This window comes from Paenibacillus alba, from assembly GCF_013204855.1.
Classification (GTDB): domain Bacteria; phylum Bacillota; class Bacilli; order Paenibacillales; family NBRC-103111; genus Paenibacillus_E; species Paenibacillus_E alba.
Genome location: NZ_JABMKZ010000002.1, coordinates 299,878 through 320,765, shown reverse-complemented (window position 1 = coordinate 320,765; position 20,888 = coordinate 299,878). Strand labels below are relative to the sequence as shown.

The following is a 20,888-nucleotide window of genomic DNA, read 5'->3' as shown; positions in this document are numbered from 1 at the left end:
CAAAAAGAGTGGTGATTGAAAGTTGAGTATTTTAGAAGAGTTTTTGCCCGCCTTTCTAGAGGAGATCGTAGGCGATCGCTTCGGGCGTTATTCCAAATATATTATTCAGGATCGCGCGATCCCGGACGTTCGAGATGGATTGAAGCCCGTACAACGACGTGTCTTATACGCGATGTATGACTCGGGGAACACGCCGGATAAACCTTATCGCAAATCCGCCAAAACCGTCGGTGATGTGATGGGGAACTACCATCCGCATGGAGATGCCTCCATCTATGATGGCATGGTGCGGATGGCACAACCTTGGAAGATGGGACATACCCTCGTTGACGGACATGGCAACTGGGGTTCCTTGGATGATGATCCGCCCGCAGCTATGCGTTATACAGAAGCTCGTCTCTCCGAGATTGCCATGGAGCTGCTGCGTGATATCGAGAAGAGAACGGTTATGTTCAAGGATAACTTTGATAACTCGACCAAAGAGCCAGTTGTGCTTCCGGCCCGTTATCCGAATCTGCTCGTCAATGGCGTCAGCGGTATTTCCGCCGGGTTCGCAACGGAGATCCCACCTCATAATTTACGTGAAATCATCGATGCCTGTACGGCCATGATCGATAAACCGGAAATAACGGTGGATGAATTGATGCAGATCGTCAAAGGTCCCGATTTCCCTACTTCCGGGATTATTATGGGCGAAGATGGGATTCGGGAAGCTTACCGTACGGGTAAAGGTCGTATCCATATCCGTTCCAAAACAGCCATTGAAGATATGCGCGGCGGTCGGCAGCAGCTTGTGATCACCGAGATTCCTTATCAAGTTGTGAAATCCCGTCTCGTTACAGCGATGGAAAATATTCGACTTGAGAAGAAAATCGAGGGCATTGCCGAAGTCCGTGATGAAAGCGGCCGTAATGGCTTAAGAATTGTCATCGAGCTGAAAAAGGAAGCGGATGCGCAAGGGATTCTTGCCTATTTGCTCAAGAAAACGGATTTGCAAGTGACTTACAACTTCAACATGGTTGCGATTGTGAACAAAGCTCCGCGGCAATTAGGTATTCGTGAGATTCTGGAAGCTTATATTGAGCATCAGAAAGAGGTTGTCACTTTCCGCTCGCAATATGAGCTTGAGAAAGCTGAGGACCGCGCGCATGTGTTGGAAGGGCTTGTCAAAGCGTTAAATATTTTGGACGAAGTGATTGCCGTTATCAAGGCTTCAAAGAACAGACAAGATGCACAAAACAACCTCGTCGAGAAATTCGGGTTCTCAGAGCGTCAAGCCGATGCCATTCTCGTTTTGCAATTATACCGTCTGACGAATTTAGAAATTACAACGCTTGAAAAAGAGCTGAAAGACGTTGAGAAAACGATTGCCTATTTACGTGGCATTCTTGGCAGCCTGAAGAAGCTGCTTGGCGTTATTAAAGATGAAATGGGCGAGGTTCGCAAAAAGTACGGGATTGAGCGCCGCTCCGAAATCCAAGGCGAAGTGGAAGAGCTGAAGGTTAATTTGGAAGTTCTCGTCAATTCGGAAGATGTCTTTGTCACCCTTTCTAATGAAGGTTACTTAAAACGGACGAGCAAGCTTTCGTTCACACGTTCTGGCGGTGAATTGGAGAACACGGGACTCAAGGAACGTGATTACTTGCGCTTCCTGCTCGACGTGAATACCATTGAGAATCTGTTGATTTTCACGAAGAAAGGGCAGTATTACTTGCTGCCGGTTCACCAAATACCTGAGTACAAGTGGAAAGAGAACGGCACTGCTATTGTCAATGTCATTCCAATTGCCAAGGAAGATCGGATTGTCAACGTGATTCCAGTCAAAGGCTTTGATGACCCGACGAAATCACTCGTCTTTGTAACTCGTAAGGGTCAAGTGAAGCGTACGGAGCTGAAGGAGTACATGACGAACCGCTCAAACGGGCTTGTAGCTTGTAAGATCGGTGAGAACGACGAAGTGCTGCATGTACACCTGAGTGACAGTACGAAGGAAATCCTGCTGGTCACGAAACAAGGAATGAGCATCCGTTTCCGTGAGGAGGAAGTGAACCCGATGGGCCGTGCAGCCGCTGGTGTCCGCGGCATCCAGCTCAAGGACGACGACGAAATTGTCGCGGCCGAGTGGATTTATGGGGATGAAGGGGAAGTACTTGTGATCTCGGACCTCGGGTATGCGAAGCGCTCCCTTGTCGTCGACTATCCGATTCAAGGACGCGGTGGGAAGGGGATTCTAACCTTCGAATTCAAGGAAGGCAAGCGCGTGCGACCAAACGGTTCGGCATTAATCCGAACGTTTATCGTGAAAATGGATTATCTCATTACAGCGATCATGAGCAATGGCGATAAGCTTCGATTCTCAACAGAAACGGCGCCTTTGGAAGACCGCAAAGCCCAAGGCAAGCAGATGATTCCTGTGACCAAAACAGAAACGATTCTCGACGTGCTGCGATTTCCTCAGTCATAGCTGATTGAAGGGGGATCGAGCTTCTCAATAAGCTGAAAAGCAATTTCCAATAGGACCCACAGAGGCATCGGTTCGTCTAATCGATCCAGCCACTGTGGGTCTTTCAATACGCCGGCATTCAGAGCTTTTTTACCAAGCTCTATTTTCCAATCTTCCATAAGAACCACTCCTTTAGATGAGCATCTGTGCGCTAAACAAGAAGCACAAGCGGGGATAAGAGTTATTTGCATCTACTTCGCAGTATATGTAAGTGCCCAGCAGGTTGTTAAAAGAAGTCGAAAAGCTTGGTTATCTGCGCGTGATTGGACAAAGTTAGGGAATGATCGACAGCATGCCCTGTGAAGTCACAGCATGTCTCAGCAGGGCGCAAGATTTGTCTGAAAATATTAATGGCATTAACCTTTAAACGAGAGAAAAGGCATGCTATACTGGCGTTAGAAGATGTTGGAAGCGAGTTGATGAGGAAGATGTATTCCGATGAGTTCGGAAAGTTATGGCTTAAATTATCCAAGGAATTGAAGAATCAAATGGAGGTAGGCTTGGCTCCTACCATTACGGAAGGTCAGCTGCATGTACTGGAACTGCTAATGGCACATGAGCGGATGAAGCCTTCGGATCTTATTGAATATTTATCCACAACACCTGCGGCTGTCACAACGTTACTGGACCGGATGGAAAAAGCGGAGTTAATTGCGCGGGAGCGGGACGAGAAGGACCGCAGAATCGTGTGGGTCAATGTCACGGAAAAAGGAAAGACGGAATGCGAGAGAGGTACATCCATCCGTGAAGAATTGTTGGATTCGTACCTGAGTCGCGTTTCCGCCCATAATCAGAAATTGCTTATTTATTTGTTGGGGAAAGTCGCCAATTAACAGCTGCAGGTGAATTTACAATTCTGGGATCGTAAATTCAGTCCACGGCCGCTGCATCGGCGGCAGCGACCTGAAGCGCATCGTCTCTTTGAGCGTTGGATGCTCAAAGGAAAGCGCCGTCGCCCAGAGCGCAAGCTGCTGGCCAGGCTTGTTGACCGTGCTGCCGTAGCGCTGGTCGCCGTAGAGCGTGCAGCCGATGGCTGCCAGCTGCACGCGGATTTGATGCGGCCGCCCGGTGTGCAGCTTGATCTGGATCAAGCTGAACCCGTCCTGGCTGCCTAGCAGCTTATAGTCCAGCACAGCCTCCTTGGCGTCCTGCTGGCCTTCTCTGACCACACTGACGGTATTCGTGCGTGTGTCCTTCCAAAGCCAATGACGAAGCGTAGCGGACGGCTGTGGCGGCTTACCGTGCACGACAGCGACATATGTCTTGTCGAGCTGTCGTGTTCTGACCGCGTCCGATAATCGTGACGCGGCTTTTGACGTTTTGGCGAAGACCATCACGCCGCCAACCGGACGATCCAGACGGTGTACAAGCCCGAGGTACACGTTCCCGGGCTTGTTGTACCGCAGCTTGATATCGTCTTTCAGCGCATTCAGCAAATCCAGATCACGCGATTCATCTTCCTGCGTGGGCATATTGACGGGCTTCTCAACCACAAGAATGTGGTTGTCTTCGAACAAAATCGGGATTTGAGATGCTCCCGAAACATCGTTCGATCGGCTCACGTTACGCCTCCCAGCGTCCCAGGATGCCGCACGGAAGCTTTAGGCCGGAGTTCGTAATCGGCAAGCCGATTTCTCCGCTGGAGATCGTGCCGCCATGCTTGGATTTCATCGACATGGTCAAGATATTTTCAAGTACGGTAGACGAAATGCCTGTTGTATAGGAGTTGATCAACAGGAATAACGGATTGTCCGTCAGAATCGTCTTGCACGTTTGGATGAATGGGAAGAGGTCATCCTCCAATTTCCAAGTCTCGCCATTAGGTCCACGTCCGTAGGAAGGCGGGTCCATGATGATCGCATCATATTTACTGCCGCGACGCTGCTCTCTTTGGACAAATTTGAAAACATCATCTGTAATAAAACGAACAGGACGGCTGCCGAGTCCACTCAGCTGCAAATTCTCTTTCGCCCATTGCACGACACCCTTGGATGCATCGACATGACACACTTCAGCGCCGGCATATGCACAAGCAAGAGAAGCTCCGCCTGTATAGGCGAACAGATTCAACACTTTAATCGGTCGTCCTGCCTGCTGGATCTTATCGATCATCCACTTCCAGTTCACCGCTTGTTCTGGGAATAAGCCTGTATGCTTGAAGCTGGTTGGCTTAATGTAGAACGAAAGCTTCTGGTCGTAGGTAATCGTCCAGCGCTCAGGAAGCTCGGCGTTTTGCTGCCATTGTCCGCCGCCACTGGAGCTGCGGTGATAATGCGCATCAGCTTGGCGCCACTGCGCTGTTTCTTTTTCTAACGGCCATATAATTTGTGGGTCCGGTCTTCTCAGAACGATGGAGCCCCAACGCTCCAGCTTTTCGCCGCCGCCCGTATCGAGAAGCTCGTAATCTGCCCAATCTTTTGCATAAAACATTGCTGTAATCCATCCTTCAACTTGTATACTTTAACAAACATTCATTGTACACCATTTATTGACTTAAATCGATCTTTTCAATCAAATCAGGCAGTTCTTTTTGGGAAAATTGTTGGAATTGATCTTGCTCGAGTGCGGCACGCAGCTGCTCTTTCACAGCGTCAAAAGATTTCACGGAACGGCTGTCCACTTTAATCAAATGGTAGCCAAATTGCGATTCGACTGGCTCGCCAACCGTGCCAACCGGCTGTTCAATCGTGGCTTTCTTAAATTCAGGAACCCATTGGTTCACATCAGCGTCCGCATATAAGCCGCCGTTATCTTTGGAACCTGGATCATCGGAATATTCTTTGGCTAGCTTCACGAAGTCATCGCCGTTTTTCAGTTTTTGCTGCACATCTTTGGCAATTTTGAGCGCTTCTTCTTTGGTCCGTGTCTTGCTGCCGTCATCTCCAGAGGTTAATCCAATAAGGATATGTCGGACGGAGGCGATCGTGAATGCATTTTTATCCACTTTGAGGGAATCCTCATATTTGGCTTTTAATTGCGCATCGGTGATGCTGGATTTGATTACGTTTTGGGCGCATAAGCTGCCCACTAAGAAGTACTGAAGATCTGTTTCCGTTACGTTTGCTTTTTTCAAGTCTTCCAAGAATTTAGCTTCGCCAAACTGTGCTTTCCATGCGCTGATCTGTTTTGCCGCTCCGGCTTTGGCCGCAGTTTGATCAGCATCAGAAGATCTGCTGTAGAGGACGCGATTTTGGATCAATTCCGTAACCATGCTCTTCTGATATTCAGGATCATCCTTGGATGTACTGTGACTGTTATTGAACAGTGCCTGCAACGCAAAAAAAGTATCAAACTCACCTTTGGTCACTTGTCCACCTTTGTAAGTAGCCACGACACGATTCGGATTATTGCCTATCCAGACGGTTTCATTTGCTTCATCCCACTCCACTTTTTTGCCAAGTGCTTCACTTACGAAGCGAAGGGGTACATAAGTAGAGCCTTCATAAATGAATGCTTTTCCTTCGGTTGGTGCTTTTTCGACGCCATCAAACATATACTTTAGGCTTCGGAATGCTACATCGATTTGGCTGCTTGCCGCAAAAGCGACAGTCCCGCTAATTAATGAACCAATCGTTATGCCAACGACGAGTCCTTTTACTTTGTCTTTCATCATTTCATTTCCACCTTTCAATTAGTTGTCATCCTATTAATTCACCTGAGGTCGTGTATTTTCCTTTTTTTAATCAAATGGAATTGAAGGAATTCTTTACCTGCTTGTTGTATTTGTAGAGTAAGCGTTTATTGTTGCATAGAGATTCGAATCAAAACGTTGGATTTAGGAGGTTAACATGGGGGCAAATGTTGGTATACCCAGCTCAGAAGACTTATTTCTGCTTCATGAAGGATCCCTTTACCAAAGCTATCGCATCTTAGGGGCGCATGTAAGCAAGACAACCGGACAAGAGGGAGTTCGCTTTACCTTATGGGCACCTCATGCCAAACAGATTTATTTGCTTGGTGATTTTAATCAATGGCAATCTGGGGCACACCCCATGGAGAGAGTAAGTACACTTGGTGTTTGGATGGTATTTGTGCCAGAAGCAGGTGAAGGCGATCATTATAAATACGAAATTCATAGCCAGACAGGTCAAGTTCAGTTGAAAGCTGATCCCTACGCCTTTTATTCCGAATTACGACCAGGCACTGCCTCGCGTGTCGTTGATTTGGACGGTTATGAGTGGCAGGATCAAAGCTGGCAGCAGCTCAAAAAAGAAGTGCCTGCCTACAATAAGCCACTTGCTATTTATGAAGTACACTTAGGGACATGGCGCAAGAAAGATCGCCACAGTGAAGATTTATATACATATGAGCAGTTGGCAGACGAGCTTGTGGATTATGCGGCTGAAATGGGCTATACCCATATTGAATTAATGCCGCTTGCCGAGCATCCGTTTGACCGGTCTTGGGGCTATCAAGCGACAGGCTATTATTCTGTAACGAGCCGGCACGGTTCTCCGAAGGCGTTCATGCAATTCGTTGATCGCTGTCACCAGAAGGGGATTGGCGTCATTATGGACTGGGTGCCAGGCCATTTCTGCAAAGACAGCCATGGTCTTCGGCAGTTCGACGGAAAACCTCTGTATGAATATGAAGATTCTCGCAAAGCGGAAAAGCTGGAGTGGGGGACGCTCACGTTCGACTTCGGGAGACCGGAGGTGCAGAGTTTCTTAATTTCTAATGCTGTTTTTTGGATGGACATGTATCATATTGATGGCATTCGTGTGGATGCTGTTGCTTCTATGCTTCATTTGAATTTCGGAAGATGGAATGAAAAGCCGATCAAGAATCAATGGGGCGGGGATGATAATCCCGAAGCGGTAGCATTTCTACGCAAATTGAATCAAGTAGTATTCTCCTATTTCCCAGATGCTTTAATGATGGCCGAGGATTCGACGGATTGGCCGCTCGTTACAGCACCCGTTCATGACGGAGGGCTTGGATTTAATTACAAGTGGAACATGGGTTGGATGAACGATATGCTTCGTTATATGAAGCTTGATCCGATTAACCGCAAATATCATCATAAGTTAATTACGTTTTCGTTCATGTACACGTTTAGTGAAAATTATGTGCTCCCTTTTTCTCACGATGAGGTCGTACATGGCAAACGTTCACTCTTACATAAAATGCCAGGAGATTACTGGCAGAAATTCGCGAATCTACGTGTTCTCTACGGTTATATGTCAGGTCATCCAGGCAAAAAGCTGTTGTTCATGGGCAGTGAATTCGGTCAATTCGACGAATGGAAGGATCAGGAGGAAGTGGACTGGTTCTTATTGGATGGCTATGAGAAGCACCAGCAAATGCATCATTATGTGAAGTCGCTTAATCAATTTTACTTGGATGAACCTGCCTTGTGGCAGTTGGATCATAGTCAGGAAGGCTTTCAATGGATTAATCCGAATGATGAAAGCCAAAGTGTTGTGACTTTCATGCGCAAAGGGAACTTGCCCGAGGATGACTTGATTCTGGTCTGTAATTTCACCCCGGTCGTTCATCCCGATTACCGTATTGGTGTTCCCAAGCATGGCGTCTATGAGATTGTTTTTAACAGCGATGATCCTGCGTATGGCGGATCTGGACAAGGCAACAAGCTTCCGATTACAAGCGAACAACGCCCATGGCATAATCTGAGTCATAGTCTATCCCTGTGTATTCCGCCGCTTGCGGCTGTTTATATAAAATGTAGAAGTGAATTCCAAACTGTGATTGACGAAGTTGAAGGGGGAAATCAGATATGCGCAGTAAAGAGTGTGTTGCCATGCTCCTCGCTGGAGGAGAAGGACGAAGATTAGGCGTTCTGACGAACAATTTGGCCAAGCCAGCCGTTCATTTTGGCGGGAAGTATCGGATTATTGATTTCACCCTTAGCAATTGCACGAATTCAGGAATTGACACTGTCGGTGTTCTTACGCAGTATCAGCCGCTGGTACTCAACACGTATATCGGCATTGGAAGCTCATGGGATTTGGACCGTAAATATGGCGGCGTCACGGTACTGCCACCCTTCATGGAGCAAAAAGGCGGCGATTGGTACAAAGGCACAGCCAACGCCATCTATCGCAACATTGGTTTTATTGAACAATATGATCCTGAGTATGTCTTGGTCATTTCAGGTGATCACATTTATAAAATGGACTATGATCTCATGCTGTCGTATCACAAAGAGAAGAAGGCGGATGCTACCATTGCTGTTATTGAAGTGAAATGGGAAGAAACAAGCCGCTTCGGGATTATGAGCGTGAATGACAAACAGGAAGTAACTGAATTCGCAGAAAAACCAAAAGAAGCTAACAGCAACTTAGCTTCGATGGGTATCTATATTTTTAACTGGAGTGTACTGAAGGCTTATCTGCTTGAAGATGAAGCTAACCCTAACTCCAGCAAAGATTTCGGTAAAGATATCATTCCAATGATGTTGAAAGATGAAGCAAGGATGTTCGCGTATCCTTTCGAAGGGTACTGGAAAGACGTCGGTACGATCGACAGCTTATGGGAAGCGAATATGGATCTGCTGGATGATAAAAATGAGCTTAATCTGAACGATAAGGATTGGCGTGTTTATTCCCAGAATCCCTATCAGCCAGCGCAATATATTGCTCCAACGGCAAACATCAAACGTTCGCTTGTGAATGAAGGCTGTGCGATTTTCGGCGATGTCGATCATTCTGTGTTATTTTTTGGCGTGCAGGTGGGCGAAGGCAGCCAAATCCGCGATTCTGTCATCATGCCGAATGCCAAAATCGGCAATAACGTCACAATTCGTAAAGCTATTATCGGTGAAAATACGGTAGTTGAAGATGGCGCTGTCGTGGATGGCAACGGGGAAATAGTACTTATCGGCGGCAATGAACGGATTACAGCGAACGCCATTCAGAAGGGATGATATCAGATGAAACATGTGATGGGTGTCATTAATTTAGTAAATGAACCGGATGATTTGGAGGAACTGACTTATTTTCGCTGCCCGGCTTCGGTGCCGTTCGGAGGACGTTATCGGTTAATTGATTTTACCTTATCCAATATGGTTAATTCAGGAATTGATAATGTGGCCGTGTTCACCCAGCACAAATATCGTTCGTTAATGGATCACCTGGGATCCGGGAAAGAGTGGGATCTGGACAGAAAGCGCGGCGGTTTGTTCGTACTGCCATCTGTGATGGATGAGCCTACAGGAATTTCCCGTGGGGACTTATATCAATTCTACAGCCACCGCGACTATTTCTATCGGGGGAAAGAGGAATTGGTCATTATTTCACGCAGTCATATGGTGTGCAACCTTGACTTGCGCGACGTGGTTCGCTATCACGAAGATTCACAAGCCGACATTACGGTTATATATAAACAGACGGATGAAGAGATTCAAGGAAAGTTTCGCCGCCTAGCTGTGAAAGAAAGCGGTCAAGTGACCCTTATGGAAGATCACACGGGACGTTTGCGGACCAACAATATTTCGATGGAAATGTATGTCATGAGCAAAGCATTGCTGCTGGATATGGTTGAATCGTGCTTAGCGCAAGGGTATGATCATCTGGTTCGCGACGGTATCATGAAGAACATTGATAAATTGAGTGTTTATGGGTATAAATTCGAAGGCCACGTTGGCATCGTTAATTCGATCCAAGGCTACTATAAGCACAGTATGCAGCTTCTGAATCCTGCCATCTGGAGAGAACTATTCTTCCAGAAAAATCTGATTTATACCAAGGTCAAGGATGAACCGCCGGCCAAGTACTCGGATTCCGCAGCAGTCAAGAATACGCTTCTGGCGAACGGCTGCATGATCGAAGGCAAGGTCGAGAATAGTATCCTGTTCCGTGGTGTGAAAATTCGTAAGGGTGCTTATGTGAAGAACAGCATCATTCTTCAGAACTGTGAGATCGAGGAGAATGTGATTATCGAGAATGCCATTCTGGATAAAGATGTCTTCATCAGCCGCGGCCGCGTGTTGACAGGTGACAACAAAGCGCCATTCATCGCAGCGAAAACGAAAGTGATTTAGTCTGGAGGAGTGGGAAGATTGAAAGTACTTTTTGCCGCATCAGAGGCTGTACCTTTTATTAAAACTGGAGGTCTGGCTGATGTCATTGGCTCACTGCCGAAAGAGCTGAGCCAGCAAGGTCTGGATGTCAGAGTCATTTTACCGAAGTATGGCGATATCCCAGCCAAATATCGGGAGGCCATGACGTCGGTAATCACGTTTGATATTTATGTCGGTTGGCGCAAGCAGTACATCGGGATTGATGTGCTTGAACAGGATGGCGTTACGTTTTATTTCGTGGATAATGAATTTTACTTCAAACGACCTGGTATTTATGGATACGGCGATGAAGCTGAGCGATTCGGCTTCTTCTGCAGAGGCGTAATTGAGGCTTTGCCGCTGCTTGATTTCCAGCCGGATGTCATTCATTGTCATGATTGGCAAGCCAGTATGATTCCTGTTCTGCTGAAAGCTCACTATCAGCATTTGCCTTTCTTTAACCAGATGAAAACGGTAACGACCGTTCATAACCTGAAATATCAAGGCGTGTTTGATCAATCGCTCTTGAAAGATTTGTTCGGTTTGTCTGACGATCATTTCACGGGCAATGCGCTTGAATTGCACGGCGGCGCCAGTTTCCTCAAAGGCGGGCTTCTGTACTCGGATCGTTTGACTACGGTGAGTCAGACTTATGCTGAAGAAATCCAGACGCCTTATTACGGGGAATTTTTGGACAGCCTGCTGCGGCACCGGAAGGATCAACTGCAAGGCATCGTCAATGGCATTGACTATGACATCTTCGATCCGATGACAGACCCGCATCTTGTGGTGAATTATCGTGATTCTTTACCTAAGAAGCAGCAAAACAAGCTGGCTCTGCAGGAGCGTTTGGGCTTGCCGGTGGATGGGGATGTCCCGATGATTGCCTTGGTCACACGTCTCGTGCAGCAAAAAGGGCTGGATCTTATCCAGCACGTGCTTCCTGAGATATTAGGTTTAGATATCCAACTCGTTGTGCTGGGTACTGGGGAAGCGGGCTATGAGCAAATGTTCCGCTACGCCGCTCAGACACATCCGGGGAAAGTTTCGGCTCAAATTAATTTCGATGAAGCGTTGGCTCATCAAATTTATGCGGCTTCAGACATGTTCTTGATGCCTTCGCAGTTCGAGCCTTGCGGCATAGGCCAATTAATTGCCCTCAGGTATCGATCAGTCCCAATTGTGAGAGAGACAGGCGGGCTCAAAGATACGGTTCAACCGTACAATGAGTTTACTGGAGAAGGAACTGGTTTCACCTTCAGCCATTATAACGCGCATGATATGCTGCACACGATTCGCCGAGCTGTATTTTTCTACAAGAATGATCGAGATGCTTGGTTGAAAATGCAGCAAAATATGAAAAAGGGCGATTTCAGTTGGAAAAAATCAGCGGCGCAATATATGGCACTTTATAAGGATATGGTGAAATAAATGGTGGAAACAAGGACTGGGGGCTTATGGCTTCCAGTCTTTGCTTTTCAGAATACTCTTGCTCCCATTACGCGGACAAGGGCTTTTTCGTATTTGGCCTATTTGAGGTATAATGGGTATCATTGGACAATGAAATGGTGGAGTTGAATTATGAACTGGTACTCACACGCACTTACATTTTTATTCGTTATTAACATTTTGCTTGCGATTGCGGTTGTTTTTTTGGAACGGCGAAATGTAGCTGCAACATGGTCATGGTTGATGGTGCTTTTGTTTATTCCTATTTTAGGTTTTATTCTATATGTGATATTCGGACAAAACCTAAGCCGCAGAAAGCTGTACAAATGGAATCGCCGCATGCTGGAAAGGGTGCAAACCGTTATTTCCGAGCAGCGGGAACAATTGATGGATGGGACATTGCCTTATATTGATCCTATGGTAAGCCAGTATCGAGATTTAATTTATTTGAATGTGGCTACGAATGATGCTTTCTTAACGCAAGACAATGGTGTTCATATTTTTACAGACGGCGTAGCTAAATTCAGTGATTTATTGATGAAAATTGAAGCTGCTGAATCACATATCCATATGCAGTATTACATCGTGAAGAATGATTCTTTAGGACAGAAGGTTATGCAGGCTCTGACTAAAAAAGCGGAGCAAGGCGTTGTTGTCAGGTTCTTGTACGACGATATTGGATCGCGATCTTTGAAGGATTCGTTTTTTCGAGATTTCCTGAAAGCTGGGGGTCAGAAGGCGGCTTTTTTCCCTTCACGAATTCCTTATTTGAATTATCGGGTGAATTATCGAAACCATCGCAAGCTTGTCATCATTGATGGCCAGATCGGTTATATGGGCGGCTTCAATGTGGGCAATGAGTACCTTGGGTTAGACCCGAAATTTGGGTACTGGAGAGATACCCATTTGCGTTTGACGGGCAGTGTAGTCAGGGCGCTGCAGTCTCGATTTATTCTCGATTGGAATTTAGCCTCAGAAACGATGATGGAATTGGAGCCGTACTATTTCCCAGATCCCAAACAAACCGAAGAACCAGCACAGGTACCTATGCAAATTGTGGCAAGTGGACCGAACGAAGCTTGGCCTCATTTTGTATATACCTTTTTGAAAATGATTCATATGGCGAAGAGCCGAATTTTGCTGCAAACGCCTTATTTTATCCCCGAAGAAAGCATGCTGAATGCTTTGCGAATAGCAGCTTTGTCAGGGATCGAAGTACGCATCATGATTCCACAGAAAGCAGATCACTTATTCGTTCATTGGGCATCCTTGTATTATGTAGGTGAGTTGCTGCGTGCAGGGGTGAAATGTTATCTGTATGATCAAGGTTTTCTTCATGCGAAAACGATCGTTGTCGATGGGAAAGTTGCTTCAGTGGGGACGGCCAATTTCGATATTCGCAGCTTGCGGCTTAATTTTGAGACCAATGCCCTTATGTACCATGCGGAGACAGCTAAAAAGCTGGAAAATACGTTCTGGAAGGATATGGAGGGGTGTATGGAGTTGACGCTTGAGGAATACGATAAACGTTCGCTTCGCATTCGTTTTCTGGAATCTGTCTCTAAACTAATATCTCCGATTCTTTAGTTTGTTCTGGTTTTGGGATATGCGCAATGATGGGCGCTGGCTTGAAAGAATCCCATGCAAAAGAACCGTCGGGAAGTTTCCTGACGGTTTTCTCATTTAAAAGGAATTAGTAAACAGTTTCGCCACTGTCATAGTTAAACTGCCACTGGATACCGAATTTATCTTCTAAGTTGCCATAGCATTTGCTCCAGAAAGTTTCTTGCAGTTCCATGCCTACTTTTCCGCCTTCTTTTAGCTTATGGAAGGCATTTTGGACTTCGACCAAGTTGGAACTGACCAGCGATAAGCTGATATTGTTTCCGGCTACAAAAGGCATGCCAGGAAACGTATCAGAGAACATGACTGTGCTGCCGCTAATGCTAAGGCGAGCGTGCATAACCAAATTCTTGGCTTCTTCTGGAAGCGGGTAGGAAGGATCTTGAGGGTTGTCTCCAAATGTCATAATGTTTGGCTTCTCTAAGCCGAATACGGAGGCATAAAACTCAACGGCCTCTCGACAGTTTCCTTTGAAATTCAAATAAACATCTAATGACATTCATTTCACTCCTTCGCTTTATTGGGTAGAAGATGTACCTTACAAATTGTAACATTTTACAGTTCTAAAGCCAATTTTAGTTGACGTAAGGCTTTAGGCTAGCGGTAGGTTGAGGAAGTTAAGCCGGTTTTTCGGCTCTAACGTTGCTAAGCAGAACAAAAGTGGCGCCATAGAGCCGAAAAACGAGCTTACGGAGAGAAACGTGGAGGTAAAGCGGCAGGTGGATGGAGTTAGGGCTGTTTTTCGGCTTTAAAGCTACTGAGCAGAGCAAAAGTGGCTGCATAGGGCCGAAAAACGAGCTTACAGAGAGAAACGTGGACGTAAAGCGGCAGGTGGAAGTTGTTTTGTTGGGGGAAGAGCGCATTAGGGTAAACACACAAAAAAGGCTACCCTAAGGCAGCCTCATTTACCGCGATGCTTTTCTTTTGCTTTTTGAACTCGGAGTTGATATTTTTTGTCTTGATATTCCTCGTGTTGCTGCTTGTTAAACGCTTTTCGTTCCTTCTTCCGTGACTCCAGTTCCAGCTTCATTGCTTCTTGCGCGAATGTGGAGACGCCTGTCGTTTTAAGCTCTTTGGCAATTTGTCTAGCTAGCCGCTTGGGATTGATCTTGTGATTATTGGGCTTCTTGATGCTGACTTGTTGAGAACTAGAGGCAAGCAAGCTAAGCATGTGATGCTGGACAAAATCCCACACCTCGCCGTCCTTGGGCTCCGTCCCAAACAGAAATTGACATGCCTTCAGCCTGGAACCGTTCTCGTGCTCAACGACTCCGATCCAAAATTGACCATTAAAATATATCCAAGAATCCCTTCTGTTTATCAAGCGGTATATCACATGCCGTTTGGGGTCAAAGTAGGATGGAATAAGTGAAAAGGAATGTGATCATGAAGGAAACCATAGTCGCGGACATTACCAAACCGAAAAGCAGAAGAAGTCTTTATCATTTTACGAGAATAAGAAATTTACCGGCAATGGCTCATTTCGATACGTTGTTCTCCAGCTATATGCTCAATCCCGTCCTACCAGGTGAGCGCCGAACTTCAGCTTTAAACGCAATATTTAAGGAACATGCAATCACGATCAATGCTCATTTGAAAATTCCAGACAGTATGATAGATCCGTCTACTTCACAGGAGCAGTTTCGAGCGTGTATAGATCGGCATGTATTTTTTTGGCCAACCTTGAAGGATTGTCAGAAAATGCTAACTACTTATGCGAGAAGAGAGCCACAAGAAGGGTTTGCTGTACTAGAATTCGACGCGAGTGCACTACTGCTTGCACACTATTCCGAAGTGAAGTTATCCAAATATGACTCCGGAAGCTCACCGCGGTATCCCAAATCCTGCTCCTACAAAAAGAGTCCCGAGATGTTCCTACCCCTGAACAGTTTTAAGACAGTTAAAAATCATCTTGTACCTACAAAAGCTTCCGAAATTCGAGAGGTTGTTATCGAAGATCAAGTTACTTTCATATCACATTATTTACAAGCTGTATATGCAAATCATAGGGAGGAAATACCGGCAAGATGGGAGAGTTTGGTAAAGCCATTGGCTTATTTGCAACAAGAGAACATGTGAAAAACGGTCGATGCTAGAGCGTAGTTATACGATTGTGCTGCTTATCTACGTAAACTCAGCATTTTTGCGTATTCACAAATAGGCAATATTCATATATACTCCACTATATCGATAATGATAATCAGTATCATTTAAGGGGAGAATAGAATGAATCACGCAAGAAAATGGGTAAATATCACAGCAGTATGTGTGCTAACCTCGTTATTTGTAGCTGGCTGTGGAGCCGGTAACGATACAAAACAAGGGGGAAGCAGTCCAACAGCCGCACAATCTACTGAAAAAGCGGTTCAAACTGCCGCGTCCGATCGGATTTTGAAAGATGCCATGGGTCATGAGGTTAAGGTTCCTGTTCAGCCCAAGAAAATCATCGCGCCATTTTTGGAAGATTCCATGACTGCTATTGGGGTTAAGCCTGCTGCACAATGGTCCGCCGGTGGTGAGCCGCAGCTGTATTTGCAAAATGTACTTAAAGATGTGCCGGTTCTTGATATGAACGGAGGACTTAAACCAGAGCAAGCTCTAAGCCATAACCCGGATTTAATCATTATACTCGCGCCTACGTATATGAAGAATGGTTCCTATGAAGAGTTTTCCAAGGTTGCCCCTACCTTTGTGCTTTCTACGGATGAAAATGACTGGCGCGGCAACTTGACGAAGCTTGGCGAAGTCCTTGGCAAAACGAGTGAAGCGGAGCAAGCTCTGAAGAAGTACGATCAGCAGCTGAAGGAGTCGAAGGAGAAAATTCATGCGGCAATTGGCGATAAAACGGCAGTATTATTTCAATCGGCTGATGAAAAGGGATTCAAGTTGTTCGGAGCAAATTTCTACAGCGGCAAAATGCTCTATCAAGGCCTTGGGTTTAAGCAGCCGAAATTGTTAAAAGGCGATTATGATTCTTATTCGCTAGAAGCATTAGCCCAGCTGGATGATGTTGATTACATCTTCGTCTTGTCAGGCAAAGGTCGTGCTAAAGCGCCTGTTGATAATCCGCTATGGAATCAGCTTCCTGCGGTGAAACAAGGCCATGTTTATGAAGTGGACTCGGGTCATTGGTTCAACCACAATGCGATTGCCAACAAATTGATTATGGATGACGTGCTTCGTTCTTTGGTTAAATAACAGAAGCTTATGAAAATAGATGAGAACAAATCCTTTTTAGAGAATGAAGAACTGCTTTCCAAGCTATGGTTTAAATTAATTGGGGTTGAGCGGTTAACAGAGCCACAGCTGAAATATCCGCATGAGCGGGATTTTATTGAAAGCGATTCGCTGATGTTCATTGTCTCGGATACGAGTGAAGGCCGTCTCGTTGTTAACGGACAATATTATCCATTGCGCCCCGGTGCTGTGTTCCTATGCCGGCCAGGTCAGCTGATTGAAGCGGGTTTGCATGCAGGACGGGAGTTTGGGCTGACCATTTTACGGTTTCAAGCATATGAAATGAAATCAACCTCCGAACACACGGCTGTGGCACATGCGATACATAATTTCTCTGCGGAAGGCGAAGCTATGATGCTGTCCGCAGCTGCGGTACTGCCCTTATGCAAAATGATTGCCGCGACTTGGAATAATGGCAGCCTGGCAGACCGTTTTAGCAGTGAAGCAGGCTTCCACGAATTGATTGGACTTGTGTTAAAGCATCAAGAGCAGAAGACGGCCATGGCGCTGGAATATGCGAAGGGGCAGCTTGAACGTGATTTTGCCCAAGAAATTACAATTGAACAGCTCACGGCAAACATTGGACTGAGTCGATTCCATTTCATGCGCCTTTTTAAAGAAAAATTCGGTAAAGGTGTTATTGAATATGTGACAGAGCTGAGATTGAGCGAGGCCAAAAAGCTGATGAGGGAGATGCCCGATTCTACGCTTCGCGATATTGCTTTTCGTGTAGGGTATAAGAATGAAACGTACTTCAGCAACCTTTTTAAGAAGCATATGGGCGTAGCTCCTGCGGTTTATTTGAAACAAGCACATTTGAAAATAGCTGCATACAGCTGGGTTAATATCGGACAATTACTGGCGCTGCAAATCATCCCTTATGCTGCTCCATTGGATCATTACTGGACTGACTATTACCGGAGTAGATATGCTTTTGATGTGTTGGTGCCGTTAAGCCATCATTATGAATTCAATCGTGAGTCTTTGAGAAAAATGCAACCGGATTACATTATCGGAATCGATTGTTGGATTGAAGAGGACGAACAACAGAGGCTGGCGCAAATCGCTCCTGCTCTTTTCTTGCCATGGGACAAAAGCTGGCGTGAGCATCACCTGTTAACGGCACAGTTTCTAGGTAAAACAAAAGAGGCTGAGAAATGGCTCGATGCTTACGATCAAAAGGCAAAGAGGATCCATAAATCTATTAAGATGACCTTGAAGGATCAATCGGTTCTAGTTGTCGTGGTTCACAATGAGCGATTATTAATTTGGGGACGTCGTGCTGGAACAGTTTTATATGATGATCTTGGGATTGCTCCGGCAGAGCATATAGACCAAATTGGATGGACGAAGTCAGTTGAAGTCCGAGACCTTGCTGATTTCGATGCAGATCATATGATTATGAACATCTCCAAGGATCCTATTTCGCAATCAACCTGGCAGCTAATTTCCAAACAGGAGGGTTGGAGGGATCTTAAGGCTGTGAAGAAAAAACAAGTTCATTATACTTCTGGCCTAACTGGCTTGGAAGCTCCTTGGAATGAGTACAATGCTTTTGGCCATGAGCGCTTTATGCAGCAGATGGGTCAGTTATTTCATAACTAGAGTTTTATAAAAACTGTTCACTCCTTGCTTCCGTTGAGGGGATTTGAGCGGTTTTTTGTTGTTTCCCCAAATTGAGGATGCTAGAAGACAGGCTTGAGTTGATATGGATGTTATTCACGCAAAATATGTTTTTCAAGCTAGGCATGATAGTTGTAAAGATCGTCCCTCCAAGAGTGAATATAGCGGATCATGGGTTCAAGTTGGTAAACATAGCCTGATTTTTGAGTTTGCACAAAAAGTATTTTTTGAGAGTAAGGCTGATGTACAAGCAAAAAAACCGGAGAAGCATTTAATAGAAATAGAGGTGCTGTCAAAGTAAACGACTGTGTATAGGTGCATTGCTAGAAGGTAGAAAAACTTGTAATGGGAGGGGCTAATGTAGATGTACAATAGCAACTCGAAGTATAGCCGGGCACTTTCGGGATGCACGAGCAGTAATTGTTCCTGTTCGGATTCTGGGGGTTTGAGTTGTGATGGAATTACTCCGAAGAAAGGAATAACGGGTCCTACCGGTCCGACGGGTCCGACGGGGCCCACTGGGGCGACAGGAGCTACAGGGGAAACAGGAGTGACAGGAGCTACAGGGGAAACAGGAGTGACAGGAGCAACAGGAGCAACGGGGGTTACGGGTGTAACAGGTGCAACGGGGACAGTGGGAGCCACGGGAGTGACAGGAACCGCAGGAGCCACGGGAGCGACAGGTACGGCAGGGGCGACGGGAGCGACAGGGACAGTGGGAGCCACGGGAGCGACAGGGACGTCAGGAGCCACGGGTGCGACAGGGACGGCAGGAGCCACGGGAGCGACAGGGACGGCAGGAGCCACGGGAGCGACAGGGACGGCAGGAGCCACGGGAGCGACAGGTACCGCAGGGGCGACGGGAGCGACAGGGGCCACAGGAGTAACAGGTGCAACAGGTGCAACAGGAACCGCAGGGGCGACGGGAGCGACAGGAACCGCGGGAGCCACGGGAGCGACAGGGACAGCTGGGGCAACGGGAGCGACGGGGACCGCAGGGGTAACGGGAGCGATAGGGACCGCGGGAGCCACGGGAGCGACTGGGACCGCGGGAGTAACAGGAGCGACAGGGACCGCGGGAGCAACTGGTGCGACAGGTGCAACAGGAACCGTAGGAGCCACGGGAGCGACAGGGACAGCTGGGGCAACGGGAGCGACAGGTGCCACAGGTGCTACGGGAGCGACGGGGACCGTAGGGGTAACGGGAGCTACGGGCACAGCGGGAGCAACGGGAGCGACAGGGACAGCGGGAGTAACAGGAGCGACGGGGACCGCAGGGGTAACGGGAGCGACGGGGACCGCAGGGGTAACGGGAGCGACAGGGACCGCGGGAGCCACGGGAGCGACAGGGACCGCGGGAGTAACAGGAGCGACAGGGACAGCGGGAGCAACAGGAGCGACAGGGACCGCAGGAGCAACGGGAGCGACGGGAACAGCGGGAGCAACGGGAGCGACAGGGACAGCGGGAGTAACAGGAGCGACAGGGATCGCAGGAGCCACGGGAGCGACGGGGACAGCGGGAGCCACGGGAGCGACAGGGACTGCGGGAGCAACGGGAGCAACGGGAGCTACGGGAGCTACGGGAGCGACAGGGACAGCGGGAGTAACAGGAGCTACGGGAGCGACGGGGACCGTAGGGGTAACGGGAGCTACGGGAACAGCGGGAGCAACGGGAGCGACAGGGACGGCAGGAGCAACGGGAGCCACAGGAGCAACGGGAGCGACGGGGACCGCAGGGGTAACGGGAGCCACGGGTGCGACAGGGACAGCAGGAGCCACGGGTGCGACAGGGACTGCAGGAGCCACGGGAGCGACAGGTGCCACAGGTGCCACGGGAGCCACAGGAGAAACAGGGGCTACTGGTCCTAATTTTGCTATTCAGGGATTTTCGGCTTTTTTGTCCACGGTAACCATTTCGGCAAGCTCACAACTTACAAATTGGTCCGTAGCTAGTCCTTATTTTTCGAATGCTAATTTTAATGCGGTCACTGGTAATTTCACGGTTCCGGCGACAGGTAGATATTCGATTGCTGCAACGATTAATTACACGACTACTGCGGCTTTATCTGTAAGTCTTGGGGCAGGGATTAATCCCTTTTTTGTTGTTCAACGAACATCGCCCACAGCTACCAATTTAATAACCGGTCTGTTGCCTATTTTAAATGTGAACGTTGCCTTGCTTTTAACCTTAAGAGCAGTGCTCGGTAATGGATGTATAACCTTGGCAGGGGATGTTACACTCACAGCAGGTGATGTTATTGGACTTTTCTATAATGCGAATGGGCTTACGATTTCACTTAACGTAGGTAGTGGGGCTTCGAATGGTGTCGTTTGGTCGATGCACGAAATAAGTTAAGTAAAACTTCGCAAGAGCGATAGGTTTATTGAAAATAGAAATGAATTTAATAGGCTCCTACCCGCTTTTGAAATAAA

At 47.1% G+C, this 20,888-nt stretch carries 18 protein-coding genes; 12 read left to right on the top strand and 6 right to left on the bottom strand.

Annotated elements, in window-relative coordinates; genetic code table 11:
- Positions 1 to 22: 22 nt before the first annotated feature.
- The gene (gyrA, locus tag HQN90_RS01550; RefSeq protein ID WP_173215824.1) at positions 23 to 2,464 is read left to right on the top strand and encodes a DNA gyrase subunit A; all 2,442 of its coding nucleotides are present in this window, start codon (positions 23 to 25) and stop codon (positions 2,462 to 2,464) included.
- Here the strand turns inward: gyrA and HQN90_RS01545 are convergent.
- Positions 2,455 to 2,622, bottom strand: coding sequence for a hypothetical protein (locus tag HQN90_RS01545; RefSeq protein WP_173215822.1), 168 nt, complete (start codon positions 2,620 to 2,622; stop codon positions 2,455 to 2,457). The two genes, gyrA and HQN90_RS01545, sit on opposite strands and share 10 nt — an antisense overlap.
- Positions 2,623 to 2,931: 309 nt before the next feature.
- Here HQN90_RS01545 and HQN90_RS01540 point away from each other — a divergent pair, with 309 nt between their 5' ends.
- Positions 2,932 to 3,336 carry a MarR family winged helix-turn-helix transcriptional regulator gene (locus HQN90_RS01540; RefSeq protein WP_173216462.1) on the top strand — a complete coding sequence of 135 codons (405 nt, stop codon included), beginning with the start codon at positions 2,932 to 2,934 and terminating at the stop codon, positions 3,334 to 3,336.
- A 15-nt stretch (positions 3,337 to 3,351) separates the two neighbouring features.
- Here the strand turns inward: HQN90_RS01540 and HQN90_RS01535 are convergent, their stop codons facing one another.
- From HQN90_RS01535 to HQN90_RS01525, 3 genes are read right to left on the bottom strand one after another with little or no spacing between them, the layout of a single operon-like run.
- Positions 3,352 to 4,065, bottom strand: coding sequence for an RluA family pseudouridine synthase (locus HQN90_RS01535; RefSeq protein WP_338042262.1), 714 nt, complete (start codon positions 4,063 to 4,065; stop codon positions 3,352 to 3,354).
- Between the two features lies 1 nt (position 4,066).
- The gene (locus tag HQN90_RS01530; protein ID WP_173215819.1) at positions 4,067 to 4,933 is read right to left on the bottom strand and encodes a class I SAM-dependent methyltransferase; all 867 of its coding nucleotides are present in this window, start codon (positions 4,931 to 4,933) and stop codon (positions 4,067 to 4,069) included.
- Between the two features lie 55 nt (positions 4,934 to 4,988).
- Positions 4,989 to 6,116: a peptidylprolyl isomerase gene (locus HQN90_RS01525; protein ID WP_173215817.1), complete on the bottom strand. Its 1,128-nt coding sequence runs from the start codon at positions 6,114 to 6,116 to the stop codon at positions 4,989 to 4,991.
- Positions 6,117 to 6,291: 175 nt separating this feature from the next.
- Between HQN90_RS01525 and glgB the strand changes: the two genes are divergently transcribed.
- From glgB to cls, 5 genes are all read left to right on the top strand, one after another.
- The gene (gene glgB, locus HQN90_RS01520) at positions 6,292 to 8,298 is read left to right on the top strand and encodes a 1,4-alpha-glucan branching protein GlgB (RefSeq protein WP_173215815.1); all 2,007 of its coding nucleotides are present in this window, start codon (positions 6,292 to 6,294) and stop codon (positions 8,296 to 8,298) included.
- Positions 8,241 to 9,389 carry a glucose-1-phosphate adenylyltransferase gene (locus HQN90_RS01515; RefSeq protein ID WP_173215813.1) on the top strand — a complete coding sequence of 383 codons (1,149 nt, stop codon included), beginning with the start codon at positions 8,241 to 8,243 and terminating at the stop codon, positions 9,387 to 9,389. The genes glgB and HQN90_RS01515 overlap by 58 nt, the downstream gene beginning before the upstream one ends.
- 6 nt (positions 9,390 to 9,395) lie before the next feature.
- The gene (gene glgD / locus HQN90_RS01510) at positions 9,396 to 10,505 is read left to right on the top strand and encodes a glucose-1-phosphate adenylyltransferase subunit GlgD (RefSeq protein ID WP_079420830.1); all 1,110 of its coding nucleotides are present in this window, start codon (positions 9,396 to 9,398) and stop codon (positions 10,503 to 10,505) included.
- 18 nt (positions 10,506 to 10,523) lie between these two features.
- Positions 10,524 to 11,954, top strand: a complete 1,431-nt coding sequence (glgA, locus tag HQN90_RS01505) for a glycogen synthase GlgA (RefSeq protein ID WP_173215811.1) — start codon at positions 10,524 to 10,526, stop codon at positions 11,952 to 11,954.
- A 150-nt stretch (positions 11,955 to 12,104) separates the two neighbouring features.
- Positions 12,105 to 13,559, top strand: coding sequence for a cardiolipin synthase (gene cls / locus HQN90_RS01500; RefSeq protein ID WP_173215809.1), 1,455 nt, complete (start codon positions 12,105 to 12,107; stop codon positions 13,557 to 13,559).
- Between the two features lie 106 nt (positions 13,560 to 13,665).
- Here the strand turns inward: cls and HQN90_RS01495 are convergent, their stop codons facing one another.
- Both HQN90_RS01495 and HQN90_RS01490 read right to left on the bottom strand, forming a co-directional pair.
- Positions 13,666 to 14,094, bottom strand: a complete 429-nt coding sequence (locus HQN90_RS01495) for a VOC family protein (protein ID WP_173215807.1) — start codon at positions 14,092 to 14,094, stop codon at positions 13,666 to 13,668.
- Positions 14,095 to 14,496: 402 nt separating this feature from the next.
- Positions 14,497 to 14,919: a YjdF family protein gene (locus HQN90_RS01490; RefSeq protein ID WP_216855159.1), complete on the bottom strand. Its 423-nt coding sequence runs from the start codon at positions 14,917 to 14,919 to the stop codon at positions 14,497 to 14,499.
- A gap of 62 nt (positions 14,920 to 14,981) precedes the next feature.
- Here HQN90_RS01490 and HQN90_RS01485 point away from each other — a divergent pair, with 62 nt between their 5' ends.
- From HQN90_RS01485 to HQN90_RS01465, 5 genes are all read left to right on the top strand, one after another.
- The gene (locus HQN90_RS01485; RefSeq protein WP_173215805.1) at positions 14,982 to 15,674 is read left to right on the top strand and encodes a DUF7002 family protein; all 693 of its coding nucleotides are present in this window, start codon (positions 14,982 to 14,984) and stop codon (positions 15,672 to 15,674) included.
- A 147-nt stretch (positions 15,675 to 15,821) separates the two neighbouring features.
- Positions 15,822 to 16,793 (top strand): ABC transporter substrate-binding protein, encoded by a 972-nt coding sequence (locus HQN90_RS01480; RefSeq protein ID WP_173215803.1) that lies wholly within the window; start codon positions 15,822 to 15,824, stop codon positions 16,791 to 16,793.
- Positions 16,794 to 16,802: 9 nt separating this feature from the next.
- A complete protein-coding gene (locus HQN90_RS01475) occupies positions 16,803 to 18,437 on the top strand; it encodes a helix-turn-helix domain-containing protein (protein ID WP_173215801.1) in 1,635 nt (544 codons plus the stop codon).
- A gap of 103 nt (positions 18,438 to 18,540) precedes the next feature.
- A complete protein-coding gene (locus tag HQN90_RS01470) occupies positions 18,541 to 18,756 on the top strand; it encodes a hypothetical protein (RefSeq protein WP_173215799.1) in 216 nt (71 codons plus the stop codon).
- Between the two features lie 63 nt (positions 18,757 to 18,819).
- Complete coding sequence (locus HQN90_RS01465; RefSeq protein ID WP_246361991.1) at positions 18,820 to 20,811, top strand: collagen-like protein; 1,992 nt, start codon at positions 18,820 to 18,822, stop codon at positions 20,809 to 20,811.
- Positions 20,812 to 20,888 lie beyond the last annotated feature (77 nt).